Raw genomic sequence first — 21,271 nt, 5'->3', positions numbered from 1 at the left:
GCCCGGGAGGTAACAACTCCCGGGTAACGATCCGCCGATACCGATGATGGCTCGCCGAATCCGTAGGCTGCGGATTCATGACCATCCTCGGTATCGGCCTGGATCTGGTGACCATCTCCGATTTCGCCGAACAGCTCGAACGGGCCGGAACCACCATGCTCCGGGAGAGTTTCACCGCGGGTGAGCGGCGTTACTGTCAGAGCAAGGGCACCGATCCGGCCCGCAGCTTCGCGGCGCGGTGGGCGGCCAAGGAGGCGGTGCTCAAAGCATGGGCCACCTCCCGGTTCGCTCGCCGCCCGCAGATCGGTGACAATCCGTATCCGCTCATCGAAGTGGTGAACGACGCCTGGGGCCGGCCCAGCATCAAATTGCACGGACTGGCAGCGGAATTCCTGCCGCGGGTGCGGGTGCACCTGTCGATCACGCACGACGGCGATACGGCCGCCGCGATGGTCGTCCTCGAGGATCCGGGCGAGTTGGCGGATCTGATCGAAAACCCCTGAGGCGGTAGGGCTCCGGCAGCCCGAGTCGGCCCGTCGCTCCTGCGAAGGCCGGAACCGGCGACGTCTCGCTCACACGTCGCCGGTTCCGCCCTTCGTCGGAGCGACGGAAAGCTCCGCCGGCGAGAGGTACGACTGCGCGCGATCAGTCCGTCGAATCGCGTTGTCCGGTGCGCGATTCCTTCTCCGCGATCAACAGGTACGCGACCATCAGCCGCTTGAGTTCGGCCACGGCCGCCTCGTGGCTGAGCCCGTCCTGTACCGAGAAGTTCAGCATCGAATAGACCACGTGCACCAGCACCTGCGCCATCATCGAGCGGCGCCCGCGCGGGGTGCGTGGCATCAGCGGCCGCAGCATCTGCTGCACCGCCTCGGCGAATTCCTTCTCGTGGATGGCGCCGGTGGCGCGAGTGGACGGGGTCGACTGCATGGCCAGCCACACCTCGCGCCGCGAGGGATCGGTCATCCACAGTTCCGCGAGGTGGTCGACGAGTTTGTTCATATGCCGCAACCAGTCCATCGACGGAATTTCGCCGTGGAAGTCGGCCAGCTCCTGGGAAACGGCCACCAGGTCTTGCCGATTCAATTCGCAGACGATGACGTATTTGTTGGCGAAGAACTGATACAGCGTGCCGATCGGCACCTCGGCGCGGGCGGCGACCTCCTCGCAGGTGAACGATTCGAATCCGACCTCGACCAACAGTTCGCGCGACGATTGCAGCAGCGCATCGAATTTGCGCTTACTGCGCTCCTGGGTGGGCCGCCGGCGCGGCATCAACTCTTGCGGGTCGTCCTGCAGCTCCAACGCCGGATCAGGACGCCGGTTCGACCTCGGTGCCGTGCGCGCTTCCACCACATCCACCAGGCTAGCGGTAGCGACACGCGGATGACACACGGTGCCGACTTCCGTACCCGGGATTCGGTCCGATTCATAACCCATCCAAGCCGAATGTGGTGACGAACACATACCGAGTAGATCTACATCGGCGGGGGTGTGTCGATTTTTCGATCATTCCCGCTGCGGCGCTGAACCGCTGCTCGGCGCGGCTTCTCCGGCGCGGTTCCTGCACACGGAAGGCTTGATCTGTGGTGGTTCGACCTGTGGTGACTCTCGGAGCTTCGATCGCGCGAGACTGCGTGGACGCGGTGGCCCTGCGCGAAGGAAGCGCGAAACTGACCGACCGGGTGCTCGCGCACCACGTGGCCGAACCGGTCGCCTCGTCGCCGGCCGGATTGCCCGGATTGATCGAATCGCTGCTGGACGGACTCGCGGCGCGGGTCGGCGCGGAGTACGAGATCGCCGGGGCGGCCGTGACCTATCGCGATGCCGCGGGCCGGCGGGCGGTCGTCACCGGTTTGGCGTCCGGGCCGTGGTACGAGGCCTCGCTGGTCTCGGCCAAGTCGGCGCATCTGGCGCTGGCCCGGGCGATGACCTGGGCGAGCGAATTCGATCATCTGCTGATCTGCGAGCTGACGCCGGGATATCAAGGCTTCTCGCTGATTTCGCCGCATCGCGATCGCGTGGTCGCGGCCACCGCGACCGCCGCCGGCTTCGTCTCCGAGGATTCGGTGCGGCTGGGCATCGCGGCCGCCTGGGATCAGCTGGATGCGGCCGGCGTGCGGCCCAGCGCGGTCGTCGCGATCGGTTCGGCCGCGGAGCAGCCGGGGCTGGCCGCGGTGTTGTCGGCGGGCTTCAACGCGCCGGTGATTCCGTGCGCGGACGCGGCGGCCGGGTCGGCGATCGGTGCGGCACTCGTGGTGCAGCCCGAGGCGTTCGTCGCCGGAACGGGCGAACGCGCACGGGCATCACGCAATTCGGTCGCGGTCGTCGCCGCGGCGAGCGTGCTGGCCGGCGGTCTGACCATCGGCGGCGTACACGAGCTCACCGACCATCCGCGCGCGGACGCCACCACTCGCCTCGCCGACGCCCGCAACGCGCAGCCGAGCCGCGGGCCGCGCCACGCACGCCCGGAACCGGGCCTGCCCGCGGTGGATTCGATCCCGGAATTGCCGGTCGACGGTCCCGCCGATCAGCCGTCGCAGGGTCCGCGGCATGCCGCGCCGGATCCGTCGTCCGCCGATCCGGCCTCGGCGGGCTGGGGCCCGGACGGCTCGTCCTGGCTGGGAGTGCGCGGTTCGGACTCGGCGAGTGAGCCGAAGCGCCTGGCCAAGGAGGCGCCGCAGCCGGATTCGACACCACCGCAGACCAAGTCGGTGATCCCCGCACCGACCGACCCTGTCGGAGCGCCCAACGGCTCGCTGCTGTTTCCGGGTGAGTCGGCGCCGCCGCAGCTCGGTACCGCCGAGTTCAACGAGTGGTGGGACAACCACTGGCGGCTGACGCTGCGCTGGATGGTCGCGATGATGCCACAGCGCGACTGAACGCCACGAAGCGCCCGCGAGGGGGCCCGGGACGATCGTCCCGGGCCCCCTCGCCTCGTCTATGGCCGGTCGGCGCTACACCGACAGGTCGCGGCGCAACTTCGCCACATGCCCCGTCGCGCGCACGTTGTACTGCGCCACCTGGATGACGCCCTGCTCGTCGACCAGGAAGGTGGAGCGGATGACGCCGGTGATGCGCTTTCCGTACATCGTCTTCTCACCGTAGGCGCCCCATTCCTGGAGCACTTCGCGCTCGGGATCGGAGAGCAGCGGGAAGGTCAGCTTCTCGTTGTCCCGGAATTTCGCCAGTTTCGCGGGTTTGTCGGGCGAAATGCCGATGACGTCGAGGCCCGCCTGGTTCAGCTCGGCCAGGTTGTCGCGGAAGTCGCATGCCTGCTTGGTGCAGCCGGGCGTACTGGCGGCCGGGTAGAAGTAGACGATCACCTTGCGGCCGCGGTAGTCCGCCAGCGACACCGGCTTACCGTCGGCGTCGGGAAGCGTGAAATCCGGCGCGGGATCGCCGGGGCCGAGTTTTTTGGTATCGGTCATGCCAGCACGGTAGCCCACCGATGTGACAACGGACGCGACATCGGGGCGGCGGATAGACTCGACGGCCAGCGACCTACCGGAACGACAACAGGAGACAACGTGGCGAGGGATACCGAGCACATCGAGCGGGAGATCGAAGCCGCGCGCAATCGGCTCGCGGGCACACTCGACGAGCTCGCGGTGCGGGCGGACCCACAGCGGATCGCCGACCACACCAAGAAGGCCGTGGTGGCGAAGGTGAACGAGCCGAAGGTGAAGTACAGCCTGATCGGCGCGGGCGCTCTGGTCGGCGTGCTGGTGCTGATCAAGATCTTCCGCCGCTGACGCCGCAGAAACGACGGAACCCGGTGTGACACAGTGTCACACCGGGTTCTTTTTCGTCTGCGGCGACCGCCGCGAGGATCAGACGGTCGGGCAGGCCATACCGGTGCCGTCGGGATCCAGGTGCGGCGAATAGCCGGGCTCACCACGGAACAGCGGGGCGCGACCCGCCGCCCGGGCCTCGTCACAGTTCTTGAACGTGCCTCCCGCCGAACCCGTCTGGGTCAGCCCCGCCGAGCCGGTGGCGCCGATGGCGTCGTCGATACCCGACGATCCGGTGCCGGCGGAACCGGTGGGGATGAAACCGTCGGCCAGGGCGGACGGGGCGGTGACGACGATCGGGGCGGCGAGGGTGATCAAGCCCGCGCCGGTCACGATTAGCCTGCGAACGTTCATGTATTCCTCGATGTCAGCTGCGGTTGATACGACGGACCGGCCGCACTCCCCGCGGTGGCGGGCCGGAAACGCCGAGTCTACTGTTCTGATGGCGACCGCCGTTGTCAACCGCACGGCCGAGAGCCGCTTATTCACCCAGCCGGCGGCCCGTCATATGTTCCGCCGGAATATGTCCCATTCGCCCCGCCTCGAAATCCGTTATGGCGTCGATGATTTCCTGTTTGGAATTCATCACGAACGGCCCGTATTGCACGACCGGTTCGCGAATGGGCGCGCCGCCCAGCAGGAGTACCTCGAATTGACCGGTGGGCCCCTCCTGACGATCGTCCGCGGTCAGCGCGACGGCCTCGCCGTGGCCGAGCACCGCCAGCTGTCCCTCGGTGAGGGTACGGCCCTCGTCGCCGACGGTGCCGCTGCCGGCCAGCACGTACGCCATCGCGGTGAACTCCTGCGGCCACGGCGTTTCCAGCCGCGCGCCGGGACTGATCGAGGCGTGCGCGTAGGCGATCGGCGTATAGGTCGAGCCGGGGCCCTCGTAGCCGCCGATATTCCCGGCGATGATGCGCACGAGTGCACCGCCGTCGTGTGAGGTGACCAGCGTCAATTCGCTCGCGCGCAGATCCTGGTAGCGCGGATCCGCCATCTTCAGCGACCGCGGCAGGTTGACCCACAGCTGCACCCCGTGGAATACGCCGCCGGAGATCACCAGGTCCTCGGCGGGAAGCTCGTCGTGCAGGATGCCCGAGCCGGCGGTCATCCACTGAGTGTCGCCCTCGGCGATGGTTCCGCCGCCGCCGTTGGAATCGTGATGAACCATCGTGCCGTCGATCATGTACGTGACGGTTTCGAAACCGCGGTGCGGATGCCACGGCGCGCCTTTGGCCTGGTAGGGCTCGTAGGCGACGGGGCCCATGTGGTCGAGCAGGATGAACGGGTCGGCGGTGCGCACATCGAGGCTCGGGAATGGGCGGCGCACCTCGAAACCGGCTCCCTCGAGTTGTTTGTGGGCGGTGGTCACGGTCCGGACCGGCCGCTGCCGCATGGTCTGCTCCGGGCGGGGCAGTCGCGGCAGCACCAGGATGTCGTCGACGGTGATCGCGGGCATGATGTCCTCCTAGGCCGGTTGGTGTCCATGTCAACCAAATACTCGGTAGGATCATTCCCATGGTGCGGTGGCTGGACGAACAGGAGCAACAGACCTGGTCTGCCTACATCCGGCTGCGTCAGCGTCTCGACGCCGCGATGGCCGCCGGGCTCGCGAGCGACGGGCTGTCGGTCTCCGATTACGAAATTCTGGTAGCGCTGTCCGACGCGCGCGAGGGGAGTGTGCGCGCCCGCGACCTAGCCGCGCAGATCTGCTGGGACAAGAGCCGGCTGTCGAAGCATCTGGCGCGGATGGACAAGCGGGGGCTGGTGGTGCGAAGCCCGGCCGCCGACGATGCACGCGGCCGGCTGATCTGCCTCACCGAATCCGGTCGCCGGGCGCTGGAGCAGGCCGCGCCCCGGCATGTCGAATTGGTGCGGCGGCTGTTCGTCGATCAGTTGACCGATGCGGAGGCGCGGGCGGTGCGTTCCCTGGCGGACAAGGTGAGTGCGCGCGCCGAGGGTGACGGCGGCGACGCTGACCAAGTCGTGTCATCGGAATAAGGCGCCCGGAGCGCTCATGCCTCGTCGGTGCTGTCGAATCGTTCGAACTGCGTTCGCTTCCAATCGCCGAACGGCTCGTCGCGTTCCCGCACCGCCTCCCGGAAACCGGCAGTGGCCGAACGCAATTGGAAGGCATACCCTTCGCGGGTGTGCCGGGAGATACCGTCGAAGACGGTGCTCACCATTCCCGAGTTCGCGACGCCCTGGGCCAGCAAGGAGCTGTTGAGCGCGAGTTTCGCCATGATCAGCTGATTGATCGGCATGCGCGAAATCCGTTGCAGCAGTTGCTCGGTGCGTTCGTCGAGCTCGTCCGCCGGACAGGACTCCACGGCCAGGCCCCACTCCTCGGCCTGCTTGCCGCTGAGGCAGTCGCCGGTGAACAGCAGCCGCTTGGCCCGCTGGTCGCCGAGCCGGTGCGCCCACATCCCCGCGGCCGGAATGCCCCAAACCCGGGTGGGCGGATAGCCGATCTTGGTGTCGTCGGCGCAGATGATCTGGTCGCAGAACAGGGCGATGTCGGTGCCGCCCGCGACGGCGAATCCGTGCAGTTTGGCGACCGTCGGCTTGTTCGCGTGCAACAGGCTGGAGAAGCCGCGGTTGAACCGGCTCATCATCTGATAGTCGACCATGGGATCCCATGTGCCCCACGGGTTGTGGTTGCGCGCCTGGACCACCGGATCGAGCACGGTTCCGGTCGCAGGCTGGGCCGACACGGTGGGGGACAGGCCGTTCTCCGCGAAGATCGAGAGGTCGTAGCCGCCGCAGAATCCCTTGCCACGCCCGGAGACCACCATCACGTGCACGCGCGGATCCAGGTCGGCGCGCTCGACCGCGTGCGCGAGTTCGATCGGAGTATCGGCGGTGATGGCATTGCCGTGTTCGGGCCGGTCGAACGTGATGCGTGCGATTCGGCCGGTCACCTCGTAGGTGAGGGTGCGGTAGGCCGGGCCCTGCTCCGGTTCGGGTCTGTCGGCGAACAGCGAGTCCTCGCCGCTGGTCAGGTCCTCGCGCCAGGCCGCTGGCCGGGTGCCGGAGTGGTGCGCGTCGTCGGTCACCCAAGAAGTGAACTCCAGTTCACTTCTTGCTGTCAAGGGTGCGGGTCGGTTGCCGATCGCCGGGCTGGAGTTGAGTCGCGGCGGGGCCGGTGGGTCAGGTGGCCGGTTTTCCGTCGTCGGCGAGCCAGGGCGTCACCGGCGGCTTGATCCACAGAATCTTCTCGTCCGTGTGATCGCGTTGTGCGGCAGGATGATTCGGGTTGCGGGCGGCCCACGCATCCTTCTCGTCGAGCAGTTGCGCGACCAGTGTCCAGGTCTCGTCGGTACTGGGCGGATTCGTGTCGGCGGCCCGGGCGAGTTTGCGGCGCGTGGCGGCCGGAATTTTCGCGAGTTCGGCCCCGGAGACTCCGCGCTGCCACAGATAGGCCGCGAGCCGTCGCGCTTTCTCGGCGCGGCCCTTACTGGCGTGGTCGGTATGTGCGTAGTCGGCCATATCGGTTCCCGATCGCGAACGGATGCCCCGAGCCTAGCCACGGTCCCCGCCGACCGGGACTAGAGGATCCACTCCGGTCGATAGTCGGCATGGTCGGCCCAGCACAGCGCGACGCACCGCAGCAACCGATCCTCCCGGCCGCCCCCGTCCGGCAGCCGCGCCAGCGTGACGATGAGCCGCTTGGCCAGCACCTCCCGCCACGCCCGCCGCTCCCCGTCGACGGCCCGCGCCGCACGTTCGTCTTCACGCAACCGCGCATCGATGAACTCGATAATGCTCCCCACGGTTGTTAGGACGCCCCGCGCCGGCCAGGGGTTCCGTGGGCCGACGTACCCCCCTTGAACGGTCAGGTTCGGCGCGAGATGACCATGATGTATTCGCAGGGGGCGTCGGTTCGGTTGGCGAAGCCGTGGTCCGTGTCGGCCTGGAAGAACAGGGAGTCGCCTGTCTCCAGGGTTTCGCTGAGTCCGCCGATCGAGACGGTGAGGGTGCCGTCGAGCACCACGAGTTGCTTTTCGGTGCCCGGCGGATAGGCGGGCAGCAGCCCGGTCGAGACCTGTGCGGGGAGGTGGTGGACGATCATCTCGCCGGTTCCCGCGCCGGGGGCGGCCGACACCATATGTCGTTCGAAACCGGTTTCCGGGTCGCGGAAAACGGGGCGGTCGCTCTTGCGCAGGACGACGGCCGTGCCGGATGCGGCAGCGGCCGACCCGCCGATCAGATCCGAGAGCGACGCGTCGAGCGCGTGGGCGATCCTGGACGCCACGCCGATGGTCGGGCTCTTCTCACCGCGTTCGACCTTGGACAGCATCGCCCGGCTGACCGACGACTGTGTCGACAACTGCTCGAGGGTCAGGCCGGCCTCTTCGCGGCGTCGCCGCACGTTGCCGCCGAAGGCGCCGGCCAGGTCGTCACCGTGGTGGGGTTCGGTCTCGTGTGCCTCTTGCTCGACCACCGTGCTCCTCGATCGATGGGTATCTGGCCGTCCACAGTGAATGTTTCTTCGATAGGAGAACAAGTCTTCTATCGAAGAGTTGCGTATGCGCGACACGACGGAGGTTCCATGCGTTGGGTTTCGAGTGGCCGGCACCATGCCACGTTCGAATTCGGTGATCTGCGACTGATCTCGTTGCGAGACGGGTACATCGACATGCCGCCGACCCGGCTCCGCGGCGAGGATGGGTGCGCGCTCGAGCAACTGCCGGCCGCCGTGCCTCTGGTCGGCGGCAACTTGCGGCTGTCGGTGAACGCCTTCTTCGTCACCGACGGCACGCGGTCGCTTCTCATCGACACCGGCGCGTCCAACGCGTGGCACGACCCCACCATGGGTTTGATCTACGACGCGCTCGACGAGGCGGGAATCGATCGCGGGCAGATCACCGATGTGGCCATCACGCACAACCACGAAGACCACGTGAGCGGCCTGATCGCGCCGGACGGCTCGGAAGCGTTCACCGGACTCGAACGCGTGTGGATCGGCGCGGGCGACGCGTCGGTGTTCACGGGTCGGCTGGAGCCGATCCGCGACCGGGTCGTGCCCGTGTCGGAGAAGGTCGCGATCAACGACTGGACCACCGCGATCCCGACACCGGGCCACACCCCCGGCCACACCGTCTACGACATCCGCGCCGGCGCCGCCCACCTTCTCGTCTGGGGCGACACCGTGCACGTTCCGACGCTCCAGTTCGATCGGCCGGCCGTGTCCTGGGAGCTCGACGGCAACCAATCTCAGGCCCGCGCCGCGCGGGCGGCCCTGCTCGAACGACTGACCCAGCCACACCATTTCGTCGCCGGCGCCCACCTCGACTCACCCGGCATCGCCCGCGTAACCCCCGCCGGCGCCGATTACGCGCTGGAATACCTGGCACCGCCGATCGGCTGATCCGAGCCTGTCGGCGCCGGGCCGCACAAGCACGTGAATCCCGTTGTGACCGAGTGGAAACCGTTGATCGACCGGGTCGGCAACGCAGAAGACCCCTGACCGGCATTCCTGGTCAGGGGTCTTCGTGGGAGTGCGCCATCAGGGACTCGAACCCCGAACCCGCTGATCCTATAGTGCAAGTTAAAAATGCCTGAACAGCTGCGGAGTCCACACACCAATCAAACTGCCGTCCGGCGAGCAGCTCGATGGCGACAACCGCGCATACAACGCCCTGCTGCTGGGAACTGTGAACGCTCGGTGAGCGCGGTTTCGGGTTGTTGAGTCGCTTTGGAAGACGTTGCAGCGCATCACGACCAGTCCGGAGTGTGCCGGCGACTTGTCAAGGCCGTTCTTGTGCTCGCGGGTGCGAGCATCGGATGATCGGCTTAAGGTCACTGAGATCACTTCACTGAACGGCAGAATGCTGCTTCCATTAGCATGCTTCTATTCGGCTGGCAACCACCGGTTCACCAGACGACATGAGCAATCCCGCGACTCTATTCGGCAAGTACATCGGCCGGCGCAGTCCAGCCAACGGCACGCACGCGGTCCCAACATGCTGGTTTCTTCGCCCATTCGGTGACATTTCCGCCGCTCGGCGGCGTCGTCAGCACGCCGCGCACTATCCGGGCGACATCTGGGACCACGGTCGCGATCGCTTCTGGCAAGGCCTGCTCACCCCAAATTCGGTCGAGATCCAGACCACCGACAACGTGCACGATCAGGGAAACGACATAGGCGGCGGTCTGTCCGAGGTAGCCCCCGAAGTTCTCCTTCTGGATCAGTGATCGCGTCTGCCGGAACACGATCGCCTTTGAAACCAGCTGGCGAAAGTACGCGTCATCGGGTGTCTCCCGCTCGGAGAGTTCGGCCTCGAGAGTCCACGTCCGGAAACACTTTTCCGCGCCCAGGCATACGACGTCCGGTCGTTCGTTGTAGGCGTACTCATACTTCGCGGCGTCCGTCTTGCCGAAACGTTGCCTTACAGGGTTCTCGCGTTCGAACCGTCGCCGTGACGCCGTGGTTGTGAACTTGTTTTTGTCCACGTCGTACTGCCCGCGGACTCGTTCGTAGTACCAACGGGTCTGCAGAAGCTCGTCGCCGGGTGGTGTCACCCAGATACCGCGAGAGGAGCGCTCCAGACCGACGTGGAACCGGCTGTTGCCTTCGAAATCAGCAGCCGTAACGGCGTTCTGCGAGTTCGCATAACGGGAGATCTCCGGAACCATGTGATCAAGACGGTCATCCGGAATCAAAGTGATCTTCGCTGGGACTGTCACCTGGGACAGGTCGAGCCCTCTGCGGGCCGCATGATGCAGTGAAGCCGTCGTCTGGCCGCCGTTGACGATCTGGAGCTCTGTCAAACCTCGCAGGAGCAGTCCGTCCGGCGTCCGCTCGACCTCCGCAGCTCGAGCCGTGGCAGAGACACCGTTGTTGTACGCCAGGAATCGGCCTGGCTGGCTCTTGATCGTTTCTGCTATGCCCTTGTTGACCTTGCCGCGCGCCTGAAGGAAAGCTCGCACGTTGCGCTGAAGCAGACGGCTGTGGTGCTCATCGTAGAGATCTGCAAGAAGCTTTCCGGGGAGCATAGTGAGAAGGCAGCGATAACCATCTGCTTGTTCCGAAGACTCGAGGCATTGCACCTCATAACCTAGCTTTGCGACGTCGATGAGGATGTCCTCCTGCTGTGTGCCGGAGCTGATCAGTCGATGCAGCCGGGTGGCATCCCACACGTGAACGGCGGTCGGAAGCCCCGCAACAGTTGCTTGCTCGGCACGCCGCAGCCCGGTCGTCCCGTCTGTGAAAACGAAGATTCTGAGCGTGTGCAGATCCGGCCACACGGTGTGGATCCGTTGGACCATGTCGTAAGTCGGGCTTGATCGCTCAAGCTGTACGTGCATGCCATTCCGACAGAACTCGGCGAAGGCACCCACACGTCGGACCAGCTGAGTCAGTCGCTCGCGTTTCAGCGGCTGGGCTCCCAGCCCGTATTCGGTTGTTACGAGCTGGAGGATTGTTCCGTCGCCTGCGATGTCGTAGCCAGCGACCTCGACGCGACGATTCTGCCATGGCACAAAGAGGTAGCAGGTCTCCAGGTCGTCGAGCACACCGTCATCGATCAGGTACTCGCCGACAATGCTCACAAACGCGTCCCGCACCATCAGCTCCGGTTCTGCGTTGACGCGGTCCTCGATTCGGCGCTGCAATTCGCCGGTGAAGGTGCCCAGTTCGCCTTCCGTCACGTCGCGACTCCAGTCTGGTGTTGTTCGATTACGAGGGCAGACTTGTTTCGTGCCATCCGGGCGAGGGCAGTCAGCCGTGGCCGCAAGGGTTCCGGAGGCACGAGGTATGCACCAGGCTCGGAACCCTCCCACGCGCCGAGCTGGTCGACAGGCAACTCCACGAGCACGCGGGCGAGCGAGGTATCACTCGACATGTCGAGGCCTCCGATCCCAAGCCACCCACCGCACGACAAGAATCGGCCCTCGCAACGCACGTAGAATCCTTGCGTACTCTGCCATTCGGAAGGATCGCCCACTGAGTGGGCGTCGCCGGGCCGAAGGGAGCTCGGATGCGGGAGGACACGCGGGCTCACGAGAATCGAAAGCCCCTCAGCAGTAACGTGTTCCTCACCGAGATGCTGTCCAGCGGGGTTGTTCCAGAGGAATGGGTCGTGTGAGGTCACCTTGCTGCCGTTGACGTCGATGCTAGTGCCGGACAGCAAATCCCCGAAGATGACTCCGAGTTCACGGGTACAGCGGTCCAAGATCGCAGTCATGTCCGCTTGAGCCACCTGTGGGAGCGGTGCTCGGAACAGCATGGTCGTCCATGAGCCGGTCTCATCGTCCGCCACCACACCCGAAGGCGGGTTTTTACGTGCACGATGCAACGACCACGTGTCCGTACCTGAGGTCAGAGTCAGAACCCAGCAGTCCAGGGCCGCATTGGAGGTCCAGCTGGTGATTTCGTTGTAGAGCGATGCCGCGGTACCTAGGGTTATTGAGCCCAGCGTAGGTGAGCCGTCGCTGTAGAGGACTTGCTGCACAGCGGGTTCTGAGAACGGCTCGCCGTCGTGGAGAAACGCCAGCCTGGCAGTCATGTTGGTGCCAGCCGTTCGGATTCGGATCTTCTGAGCACCGGATCGCACTGCCTGATCTACCAGTGCAGCCAGCATCTTTGTGGCGGTGCGTTCGTCGATTGTGGCGCCGAGGCGTTCAATCAACCTCAGGCCGGTCGCGAGCTGGCGACTTACCAGTCGCTTCTCCGGCAGGGACCTGCCTACCGCGGCAGGTGTCTGTGAACGCGTGGTTTGTGCTGGAAGATACGGCTCGGAATCGTCCGCGACGATACCCACCTCAGCAAACTTGGCGACCAGACTCTTCTTTGCCTTGCTCTCGATCTGACGAGCCCTCTCGCGGGTGAAAGAGAAGTATTCACCGACCTTCTCCAGCGTGAGCTCGTCGCCGCCGTCAAAGCCGAACCTGAGCTTGAGGACCTTGGCCTCGCGCTCGTTGAGCAACGACATGGCCTTCCGTACCAGCTCCACGCTAAGTGTGCGCTCCACCACATAGTCCGGGTTAGCATGGTGTTCGAATGGAATTGGAATCAGTTCGGCAAAGGTAATCTCGCCGTCGGCACCGAGCGGCGCATCTATGCTGATAACACCAGCGGCAAGACGCAGACACTTCACCACCTGCTCTGGCGACAAGTCGGCGCGCTTGGCGATTTGCGCTATCGAGCAGTCGTCGTTCTCGCGCTGCAACTTGCTTCGGATTGCCTGAACCTTGCGAACGGTCTCATACATGTGGACCGGCAACCGGATGGTCGTACCCTCGTCGGCAATGGCTCGGCTCATTGCCTGGTTGATCCAGTTGGTGGCGTACGTCGAGAACTTGAGTCCTCGGGATCCGTCCCATTTCTCAATGGCCCGCATGAGACCGAGCACCCCATGTTGCTGCAAGTCCTCGAAATCGAGGCCAGCACCGACATACCTGCTTACACTCGATCCGACAAGGCCCATGTTGTGCAACACCATGACGTCGAAGGCCCGCGCCCGTTCATCGTTATCACGGACTGTCGACCGGAATCCTCGCGGCAGTTCGTCCGTCAGACCGATGCCGACGGAACGCATCAGTAGGGCAAGTCCGACTTCCTCGATCGTTGTCAGGACCCGCTTGGCCCGGGCGTTGCTCGTCAGCTTCGTCCCGATGAGGCTGCGGGCGGCCGACATCGCTTCGTCATTGGCTGCCGGAGGAGCAGGTTCAAACCCCGCCGGATCGTCGACAGGCACTTGAGTCACTGGGAGGGTTAGATCCAGCCACCCACTGTCAGTCTGTTTCTCGACACGGTTGTCCAAAAGGTCAGCCGGCAGGCCTCGTAGAGCCGTCGGCCGACCCGCTCCCGAATAGGAGAGAACCAGTTCGTCCCGTGCGGTTGAGCCTAGGATCTGTAGGTAGTTCTCAAACCGTTCCTGGCTTGCCAAGTTTTCGAGAGCTGCCAGTACGACGTGGTCGAACCGCATTCCAATGGCACTTGCCCACGTGAGAACCTTGATACCAGGTTCAGACGCCGTCACCCAGGCATGGCGTGGGACAACATGGTTGGCCAGGTACCACTGAGTTGCACCGTCGAAGAGCTCCTCGATTTCGGTTCTGTAAACTTGAACGAGTTCTTGCGTTAGCAGCAGTATCCCGATCTGTGCCTCAGGGTGGTTCGTCGCGTGGTCCACGATGAACCGGATCTCCTCGTCGACATCGTCGTGTCCAACCAGCATCGGCCGAGGTCCGTTCCGGCAGGGAGCGTTGATGTGGAAGTGACCTTCGAAGTGCCCGAGAAACTCGCGGATCTGCCTGGTGCTGTCGCTGCTGTCTCGCAGCGTCGTTGGTATTTGTGCGCCAAGGACCGTGACCAGTTCGTTGAGCGGCGTGCCCGACTCGTCAACCGGTTGCATGGGATCGATGAACACGGTCGCTGCGATTCCGAGCAGTCGAAGCACCGCAAAAAACTCGATCGGCAACTGTTGGCCATGGACTACGACCACGTGCCTCCGGTTCAGGGGCCGTACATAGCGAGCCCCGAGTCGTTGCCGAAACTCCCACAGGTCCACGTTGTGGTCGTCGACCTTCTGGACGGGAACGGACAATGCGGCGCGCCACGTGTCTCTGCAGTATGCAGCGAAGGTCATCACGGTGTCTCCGCGGCTCTCGAACGGCATCAGGGTGCGGATGCGGTGGGTCAGCACGCTCGATCTGGTGATGACGTGCAGTTCCTTGCCATGACCACGCAGGCGGCGATACGCAGTAGCTGCCTCGGCGGCCTGATCAACGCCGGGTGGGGCAACCAGAACTTCGTAACTGGTTGCTTCGTGAACAGACGAGCGGAGAGCGGCGCTCACACCACGCCTCCGGGAACACCTCCGATGGCGGTCACAAGTTGTGCGAAGAACCCGAACTCGGGATCGACAAGCAATCCGCGATCCAGTTGTCTATTCGTCACCTCGCAACTGGTCTCGGGGACCAACGAGCACGCATGGCACGCCGCCAGAGACAGACCGTCCGGCCCCTGACCAGGGTGTTCTCTGCACACTGGATCGAACGAGCACCACTGCGCCGACGTCACTGACATGTCAAGCAGCCTCCCCAACCGCGGGAACTCCCCCATGCGAACAAGACCGCCCAACGTTCCCTCGGAGTCACCTGCCGCGGTATAGATCAGTACGCCGGCCATGGCAGGCGAATTGGACTCGTCGGTCACGTAAAGACGCTCCCGCAACGACGACGTCGAGTAGCCCGCCTCGAATGCGGTGTTGCGGAGAAGCAGGTGTGCGAACGTGTGAAGCAGGACATGCCGTGGTGTCGGCCTCGGAAGCCATGCGGCTCCCTTTCTCTCGTGCCGTTCCAACAATTTCCGGCACTGTTCGACCACGCGAGCGCGCCGTTCCCACTCAGTAAGGGCACTCTCGTCGAACCTCAAGAAAAATCCTTCACCGAACACTTCGATGGCTGGTAGAAAGTCGGCATCCACGCTCAGGTTCGACTTCACCTTCTGCTGCATCGTGTGGCGCTCGAAGTGTGTGAGTACGCGAACTTCCCGCAGGCGGTCCACTAGGACGACATCAGCGATAACCTGACTCCACAGGCTCTCGGTGGAGGGGTTACCCCGCATCGGGTCGTCGGCGCGCCGGGTGATGAACAGATCGCGCGGGTGATGTTCCTCAACTTGAGGATTGATTAGCGCTGACCACTCGTCTGGTCGAATGTTCTCTGGTCCTCCAGCTGGCACAGACGGGTCCGCTGTCTCCTGCGCCAGCGCAGCCTCCACTTCGGACCTGGAGAGTTTGTACTGTGCTGCAGCGAGATCGATCATCTGACTGGCCAGCGCATAGCCCGGATCACTCGCCAGGAACTTGAACTCCTTGCTTCGGCGCAGTGCGTTCAGCGGGTCGCTGACCGTGCGCCAAGCTGACTCCGGCGGTATGTCGATCGCGCTTTCGACGCGCGGGAAGTACACGCTGGAAGCTCCGCGCTGCATGGCCACTAGCGGCTCGGAGCAGTTCTGCGCGTCGGAGGTGTCCTGCCACGGCTGTCTACCCGTGCAGCGTACGCCAATCTGCCTCAGGGCGATTCTGGTCGTAAGCCCGTCCAGAGATCGTTCTCCACTGCATGTCTCGCAACGCACAACGAGTGAGTTCAGGCCGCCACCGACCTTGGATCTGTTCAGGAATCTCAGGTCGTGCCGCTCGCACTGAACTTGGCCGCGGACACGTCGCGTCTCACTGTGTGCCCATTTTCCCCAGTCGACATCTGCCAGGTGCCCGGCGCCGCACACGGCCACGAACCGCATCGGTACAAGTTGTTTGTTGCCAGGGCATTGCTCGCACGCCGGCGCAGTGTTGGCAACCTCCTTCTTATACGACCACCGATACATACGTCGGCAGGATCCGCAGAAGAGCCACTGGGGAAACCTGTAATAGGGGATTGGCCAACGTGGCGATGGCGCGGCAAGCGAGTCGATCTTCAGATACGAAGCCAGTCTTGGAAAGTCGACGGGTACGAGGGGGCGTCGCCACTTCCCGGCGTCCTCGACCACAAACGACTCGCCCACGAGATCGATGATCGCGCCCGGACCGAACGGGCTGATGATCTGTGCACGTCGTACCTCGCGGGCGGTCATCTATGGGTTCCCCTCACCTGCACCTCGATCTCGACGTCCACGCTGCGCATTGAGTCGAGCGTCGCCCAACCGTCTCCTCTTTCGGTAAACCGTTTCAGCAGCCTCGGTCGCTCGTAGCCGAAGTTGCTGTAACGAAGGCCTCCTAAGGCCTGTGAGTCGATCGCCCTCTTTGACCACGTCTCGATCAGGTCGTCAAGGTGAACCTGTACACGCACGAGCTCAGTGGCATCCGCCTGCTCCACCCTCGCGAGAAACGACTCCAGCAGGGCTGCTAGGCGTTTGTCGTCCGGGTCGAACAGTGCCGCGTCCTGGTTATTGGACAGGCCGAGGGCATGACGAACCAGTACGACAAGATCGGCGTGCAGTGCGCGTTCCCGCGCTGGTACCGAGAAAGGCGTCACCGAACTCGGTTCCACATAGCGGTAAAGACTTGCGTGGTAGGGGACAAAAGACTCGTAGTGTGAGCGGTCGCGCGGTTTGGATGGCGAGTAGACCGTCACAACGAGACCTGGTCTGTCAGCGTTTCTCCCTACTCGGCTGGTTGCCTGGATGTACTCGGCTGTCGTCTTGGGTTGACCTACCACGGTCATGAGCCCAAGACGGCGCACGTCAACACCGACCGAGATCATGTTTGTGCTGGCCAGAAGGGCCACGCCCTCACCGTCGTCGTGTGGCTTCTTCAACCGTTCGAGTCGTTTCGGAATCTGGATCGAAGCGACGTTGCTCGTCAGCTCCACGACATTGTCGTCGTCGATGTGTCTGATCTCGTCCTCAGCCCGCGCGATCACCTTCAGACGCGAGGGTATGTCGTCCGAGGCGAGGTTGATCGTCTTGCCCAGTTCGCGGAGACTGTTGTGGTAAATGACGAGTGTCGAGTAGGCATCGGTGACCTGGGACGACAGCTTGAGCTCAAGTGGAGCCTGCAGCTGCGCGGCGGCGACATGGATGAGCGCTGTCAGGGAGGTGTGCCCCTGAGGCATGATTCCTACGTATGCGCGGCCAGGCCGTACGTCGTCGGTCCGGACGAAGTACGAGTCGGCCGCGTTGACCCCTGAGGGTGGGAACAGTGCTACCTCGCGTCCGAACACCCCCTGTGCCTGCTCGTCCGCGCGACGGATGGTGGCAGTCGCTGCGACGATCTTCGGCTTGTGTCCAAGGTGCTGCATGAGGACGTCGAACGCCGCCTCGTAGAGTCCGACGATAGTTCCGAGCGGACCGGAGATCAGGTGGAACTCGTCCTGGATGATAAGAGATGGTCCAGGGTCGTGGCCTGCGCCGAAGAAGGCCCCAGTGTCCTTGTTCCACGCGGCCCGAGCGAACTTGTCAACCGTGCCGACGAGCATCGTGGGCGGGTTCTCGTAGAGATCCTCGTCCACGGACGACATGGGCAGACCGGTTCGAAACCGGCACTTCTCGTTCAGGCACCTGATTCGGAACGAGCTGTTGGTTACCGAGATGCCCCACAGCTGTTCGTCCTCGGGACCGTTCGGCACAATCTTGGTCCCACACCACGGGCAAGAGTCGATTTGGAAGCCTTGGTCCTCCACAACGCCGACCTGCGCACGGGCCAACAGTTTGCGCGCATCGGAATACGTGTTGGGACTGTTCTTGCCGCCTACCCAGATCCCTATTGATATCGGCCGGCTACCCAGCACCCCGTTGGCCTGGTCGCGAAGTACCTCGCAGGCCGCGATCATGGTGGCCGCGCGTTGGAACTGCTGGGTGGTGAGCAACCTCAGCGTGTACCTGGTAATGACTGTGGTGCCGGCTCCCTCGTCGCGACGGGTCAGTCGTCGGTGGAGGATGGTGAACGCGGCGAGCCCGAGATATGCCTCTGTCTTGCCGCCTCCGGTAGGGAACCAGATCAGGTCAACAAGATCGCGGTCCTCGCCGTCATGCACGGCGCCTTTCATTGCCAGGAGCAGGAATCCGAGCTGGAACGGCCGCCACGTGGGGTCCAGCGATTCGTAGTCCACCGTGGGGTCCGGTGCCTGGGAAGGCGGATGCGGCGAACCACCGAGATCCTCACGGCTGTGCGCCATCTGCATAGCCATCGCGCGGTTCGCCAGTCCGAACGCCGTCCGTGCGTCGGGATCGTCGCGGAGGAAAGCGACCCCTGCAAGCATGCGATCCCGCGCGCGCACGGCCCGATCCTGAAGCCGCTGTACTGCGGGAAGCAGTCGGGCCGGGAAGTGCTCCGATGCTGCTTCCCAAGTCGACGCAATCCAGTCCGTATATCTGTCGACGAACCTGGTCAGTAGGCCGACAGTGCGCTCCGAGGCAGACTCAATTTCAGCCAGCCGGTTCAACCGGACGGCATCCGCCACGTTCGGCACGTCGAATCCAACGTCGGGAACTACATGTACGGGAAGATAGGACGTGCTGACCCAGTCTGGAGGTTCCGCGTTGGTGTCCCAGCATGCCGCGGTTCCGTGTCCCACGGCATAAACTGCTACGTCTCGGTAGAGAAGTTCGAGCTCCTCTGCCTCTTCGTCGCCGTGGGTGTGAACCTGCGTCGGGTAGCGGGTGATGCTGCCATCTACCACCGAGCAGCGCAGCCCGACCTGGAACAGGCAGTCCTCCGGCTGTACCGGACGGCCTTTTTCCTGTCTCCTGCGGTTGACCAGAACCACCGTGACGATGAACCCGCCGGGATGCTGACGCCAGGTCACCTCCACAGTGGCTGCATCGTCCCAAATGGGAAAACTGCGGTGCGTTCCGCTGGATTCCGGCGGAACGCACCGAACCGCGTTGCTCCCCTTGAGGTCTAGAGAGTGACGTTGCCACTCGTCCTCGGCGACGTTCAGATAGCGGGCCGAATCGACCTCGACGAGCAGCGCTGACCGGCTCGTGGTCATGAAGCTGATGCCTGCTGAGCTCGGGCGGTTCTGGCCGGCCAGTGTTACGGGGTCCTCGTCGTTGTCCTCCAGCAGAGCCCCTGGCCTATCGTCGATCTCCTCGTCGTCGTCGACCGGGCTTCCCACATCGGCTGCCGCCACGTCAAGGGATGTCGGATACAGGATGGCGGTCAGATATCTATGTTGTGGAGCCTTCTCGTACAGTACTTCGCTGGCACCGTCGATTGGCCCCACAAGTTGATTGTGGAGGTACCTCAGCATCCGGTCCCGATCGGTGAATCGGGTGGCATCCACCTTCATCACTGCCCGTCTTCCTGCCCCGTAGACTTAACGATCCACAAGGCAGCCTTGGCCCTAGTCATGCCGACGTACAGTTCAGCTCGCGCCGCCTGTTCGTCCGTCTCCTCGTCCGTTTCCAGAACGACGTACCGACTTTCGAGGCCCTTGAAGTCGGCTATCTCGGCAAAACCGACACGTCCGCGACCCGGCTTGCGCATGCGCATAAGATCCAGCGTGTCCACACGCTGGCGCCACGGGGCAGGCAGATCGACGAAGATAGACTTCGCCAGGTCGTGTGGCGACAACAGCACCACCTGCTCCAGTGGCACATCGTGTTCTTCGAGTTCCGCTAGTACGTCGGCCACGGCAACAGCAGCTTCCGGACGGCGCGCCTCAATCAAGACGACCTCCCGACCATGCCCCGCCGTCGTAACACCAAGGTCGGCGCCTGTGCGACCGCGTGTGGCTTCGACGATCTCGGTCGTGTTCCGGCAATTATCCATCAGGTCCACCACGGCCGGTCGCTGCGCCTGCAGCGTCGCCATCGCGGTTTCCTCATACCGGCCAACCAATCCACGTTGGTTGTTGGAGTCCAAGAGGAACGACCAACGCCCGTCAGCGAGACCTCCGCATAGCGCGTCCTCGATGACCTTGAGGTCCTGCTCGTTGACGATGTCCTGGGCCTCGTCCACGACGACCATGTCGAAGGCGTTGACTTCGAAGGTCGGCACCTGGTCGAACGCGACAACAGTAATATCGTCGAGATCGGGCTGCGCACGGATGAAGTTCGCAAGGATGTCACTTCGGCACGTAAGCAGGACACGATCACCGGAACTCCGTGCGCGCCGGCACATCTCGACCGCGAGCATCGTCTTACCCGTACCCGCGCCACCCTCGAAGATCAGTCGAGGATTCCGACGATGATGGTCAAGCGCCCTGTACTGACGAGTCGTGAGAGCGACCAGTTCCTTCTCGACCAAGTCGTCAAGTCGGCGCAGCGACAGCACACGATCGAAGTCCGGACGCAGGGCGCCGAGGTAGCGCTCGACTTCCTCCGAGGAAAGTCGGCTTCGTCCGTCGGACCTGCCGTCCCAGAACGAACCTAGTTTGTCGAGGTAGGCCGCCCAGCCTTCCGTCCGAAGCCGTGCAGCGTCGATCACCATCTCCGGACGCCACTCGACGCTGACCGCGTTGAAGTTGCAGTCCGGAAAGACGGCACCATACCCGAACACCGTGCGACCCACCAGTCCGGTCCCAACATCGCGTCGCAGAACGCTCTCCAGAGCGAACATGCTCGAACGTGCTTGCTCGAGCGGACTTTCCTTCAGTCGGTGCCGGATTCCACGAAGATCCTGAGTGTGCCAGACGCCGTTCCTGCGGGAAATGGCACCGCCTTTGACCTCCAGAACCATCAGACCGCGCGACCCCAGGAGCAGGAAGTCGATCTCACACACACGTTTGCGTTCGTGTTCGGGGAGGTTGAGGCTGTGTAGGGCGTACTGCCAACCGTCGACTTCAAGTTCGGACAGCTGAGCAAAGATGTCCTTTTCGGCACGGCTGGAGTTGGAACCTATTCGGTTCGGGATCATCCTCATCGAGATACGCCTGCTTCACGTCGAACGGGCATGGAATCCGAATGCATGTTCGAGATCCTCAGTGACGAACTCCTTGCTGGTCGACCTCAACAACAGTGCGAGCCCTTATCGCTACGTTGCCAGCCTCGGTTACATCGCACGAGCTTGAACTCCGATCTGAGG

General features: G+C 63.8%; 18 protein-coding genes. 5 read left to right on the top strand and 13 right to left on the bottom strand.

The genetic code is table 11. The features are described from left to right. Nucleotides 1–77: 77 nt before the first annotated feature. The gene (gene acpS / locus NA3_RS33665; RefSeq protein ID WP_030517926.1) at nt 78–503 is read left to right on the top strand and encodes a holo-ACP synthase AcpS; all 426 of its coding nucleotides are present in this window, start codon (nt 78–80) and stop codon (nt 501–503) included. Between the two features lie 142 nt (nt 504–645). On the opposite strand, the gene NA3_RS33660 is transcribed toward acpS, so the two are convergent. Next, complete coding sequence (locus tag NA3_RS33660) at nt 646–1,275, bottom strand: TetR/AcrR family transcriptional regulator (RefSeq protein WP_265337430.1); 630 nt, start codon at nt 1,273–1,275, stop codon at nt 646–648. Between the two features lie 329 nt (nt 1,276–1,604). On the opposite strand from NA3_RS33660, the gene NA3_RS33655 reads away from it, so the two are divergent. Then, a complete protein-coding gene (locus NA3_RS33655) occupies nt 1,605–2,882 on the top strand; it encodes a DUF7159 family protein (protein WP_128145423.1) in 1,278 nt (425 codons plus the stop codon). A gap of 75 nt (nt 2,883–2,957) precedes the next feature. Here the strand turns inward: NA3_RS33655 and bcp are convergent, their stop codons facing one another. Further along, nucleotides 2,958–3,431 carry a thioredoxin-dependent thiol peroxidase gene (gene bcp / locus NA3_RS33650; RefSeq protein ID WP_062968717.1) on the bottom strand — a complete coding sequence of 158 codons (474 nt, stop codon included), beginning with the start codon at nt 3,429–3,431 and terminating at the stop codon, nt 2,958–2,960. A 99-nt stretch (nt 3,432–3,530) separates the two neighbouring features. On the opposite strand from bcp, the gene NA3_RS33645 reads away from it, so the two are divergent. Further along, the gene (locus tag NA3_RS33645) at nt 3,531–3,755 is read left to right on the top strand and encodes a DUF3618 domain-containing protein (protein WP_062968715.1); all 225 of its coding nucleotides are present in this window, start codon (nt 3,531–3,533) and stop codon (nt 3,753–3,755) included. Nucleotides 3,756–3,833: 78 nt separating this feature from the next. Here NA3_RS33645 and NA3_RS33640 read toward each other — a convergent pair whose 3' ends face one another. Further along, a complete protein-coding gene (locus tag NA3_RS33640; RefSeq protein WP_062968713.1) occupies nt 3,834–4,148 on the bottom strand; it encodes an excalibur calcium-binding domain-containing protein in 315 nt (104 codons plus the stop codon). A 127-nt stretch (nt 4,149–4,275) separates the two neighbouring features. After that, nucleotides 4,276–5,253 (bottom strand): pirin family protein, encoded by a 978-nt coding sequence (locus NA3_RS33635; RefSeq protein WP_062968711.1) that lies wholly within the window; start codon nt 5,251–5,253, stop codon nt 4,276–4,278. 59 nt (nt 5,254–5,312) lie between these two features. On the opposite strand from NA3_RS33635, the gene NA3_RS33630 reads away from it, so the two are divergent. Further along, complete coding sequence (locus NA3_RS33630; protein WP_062968709.1) at nt 5,313–5,795, top strand: MarR family winged helix-turn-helix transcriptional regulator; 483 nt, start codon at nt 5,313–5,315, stop codon at nt 5,793–5,795. A gap of 14 nt (nt 5,796–5,809) precedes the next feature. On the opposite strand, the gene NA3_RS33625 is transcribed toward NA3_RS33630, so the two are convergent. The 4 genes from NA3_RS33625 to NA3_RS33610 form a co-directional block, all read right to left on the bottom strand. After that, a complete protein-coding gene (locus NA3_RS33625) occupies nt 5,810–6,850 on the bottom strand; it encodes a crotonase/enoyl-CoA hydratase family protein (protein ID WP_062968707.1) in 1,041 nt (346 codons plus the stop codon). A 94-nt stretch (nt 6,851–6,944) separates the two neighbouring features. Beyond that, entirely contained in the window at nt 6,945–7,283 is a 339-nt protein-coding gene (locus tag NA3_RS33620) for a hypothetical protein (RefSeq protein WP_062968705.1), read from the bottom strand. A 59-nt stretch (nt 7,284–7,342) separates the two neighbouring features. After that, on the bottom strand, nt 7,343–7,567 hold the full coding sequence (locus NA3_RS33615; RefSeq protein WP_062968703.1) for a DUF6221 family protein: 225 nt from the start codon (nt 7,565–7,567) through the stop codon (nt 7,343–7,345). Nucleotides 7,568–7,629: 62 nt separating this feature from the next. After that, nucleotides 7,630–8,238, bottom strand: a complete 609-nt coding sequence (locus NA3_RS33610; protein WP_062968701.1) for a helix-turn-helix domain-containing protein — start codon at nt 8,236–8,238, stop codon at nt 7,630–7,632. Nucleotides 8,239–8,346: 108 nt separating this feature from the next. On the opposite strand from NA3_RS33610, the gene NA3_RS33605 reads away from it, so the two are divergent. Next, nucleotides 8,347–9,165 carry an MBL fold metallo-hydrolase gene (locus NA3_RS33605; protein ID WP_062968699.1) on the top strand — a complete coding sequence of 273 codons (819 nt, stop codon included), beginning with the start codon at nt 8,347–8,349 and terminating at the stop codon, nt 9,163–9,165. Nucleotides 9,166–9,701: 536 nt separating this feature from the next. On the opposite strand, the gene NA3_RS33600 is transcribed toward NA3_RS33605, so the two are convergent. The 5 genes from NA3_RS33600 to NA3_RS33580 are packed head-to-tail and all read right to left on the bottom strand — an operon-like array spanning nt 9,702 to nt 21,109. Continuing rightward, on the bottom strand, nt 9,702–11,447 hold the full coding sequence (locus tag NA3_RS33600; RefSeq protein WP_062968697.1) for an AIPR family protein: 1,746 nt from the start codon (nt 11,445–11,447) through the stop codon (nt 9,702–9,704). Further along, entirely contained in the window at nt 11,444–14,599 is a 3,156-nt protein-coding gene (locus NA3_RS33595) for a sigma-70 family RNA polymerase sigma factor (protein ID WP_128145422.1), read from the bottom strand. The genes NA3_RS33600 and NA3_RS33595 overlap by 4 nt, the downstream gene beginning before the upstream one ends. Further along, entirely contained in the window at nt 14,596–16,377 is a 1,782-nt protein-coding gene (drmB, locus tag NA3_RS33590; protein WP_062968692.1) for a DUF1998 domain-containing protein, read from the bottom strand. Before drmB ends, NA3_RS33595 begins: the two co-directional genes overlap by 4 nt. Further along, nucleotides 16,374–19,535 carry a helicase-related protein gene (locus tag NA3_RS33585; RefSeq protein ID WP_062968731.1) on the bottom strand — a complete coding sequence of 1,054 codons (3,162 nt, stop codon included), beginning with the start codon at nt 19,533–19,535 and terminating at the stop codon, nt 16,374–16,376. The genes drmB and NA3_RS33585 overlap by 4 nt, the downstream gene beginning before the upstream one ends. Then, nucleotides 19,535–21,109 (bottom strand): nuclease-related domain-containing DEAD/DEAH box helicase, encoded by a 1,575-nt coding sequence (locus tag NA3_RS33580; protein ID WP_062968690.1) that lies wholly within the window; start codon nt 21,107–21,109, stop codon nt 19,535–19,537. Before NA3_RS33580 ends, NA3_RS33585 begins: the two co-directional genes overlap by 1 nt. Nucleotides 21,110–21,271: the final 162 nt, after the last annotated feature.

This window comes from Nocardia africana NBRC 100379, from assembly GCF_001612635.1.
Classification (GTDB): Bacteria; Actinomycetota; Actinomycetes; order Mycobacteriales; family Mycobacteriaceae; genus Nocardia; species Nocardia africana.
The sequence above is the reverse complement of the archived record's forward strand: the minus strand, read 5'-3'. Positions and strand labels throughout refer to the sequence as shown.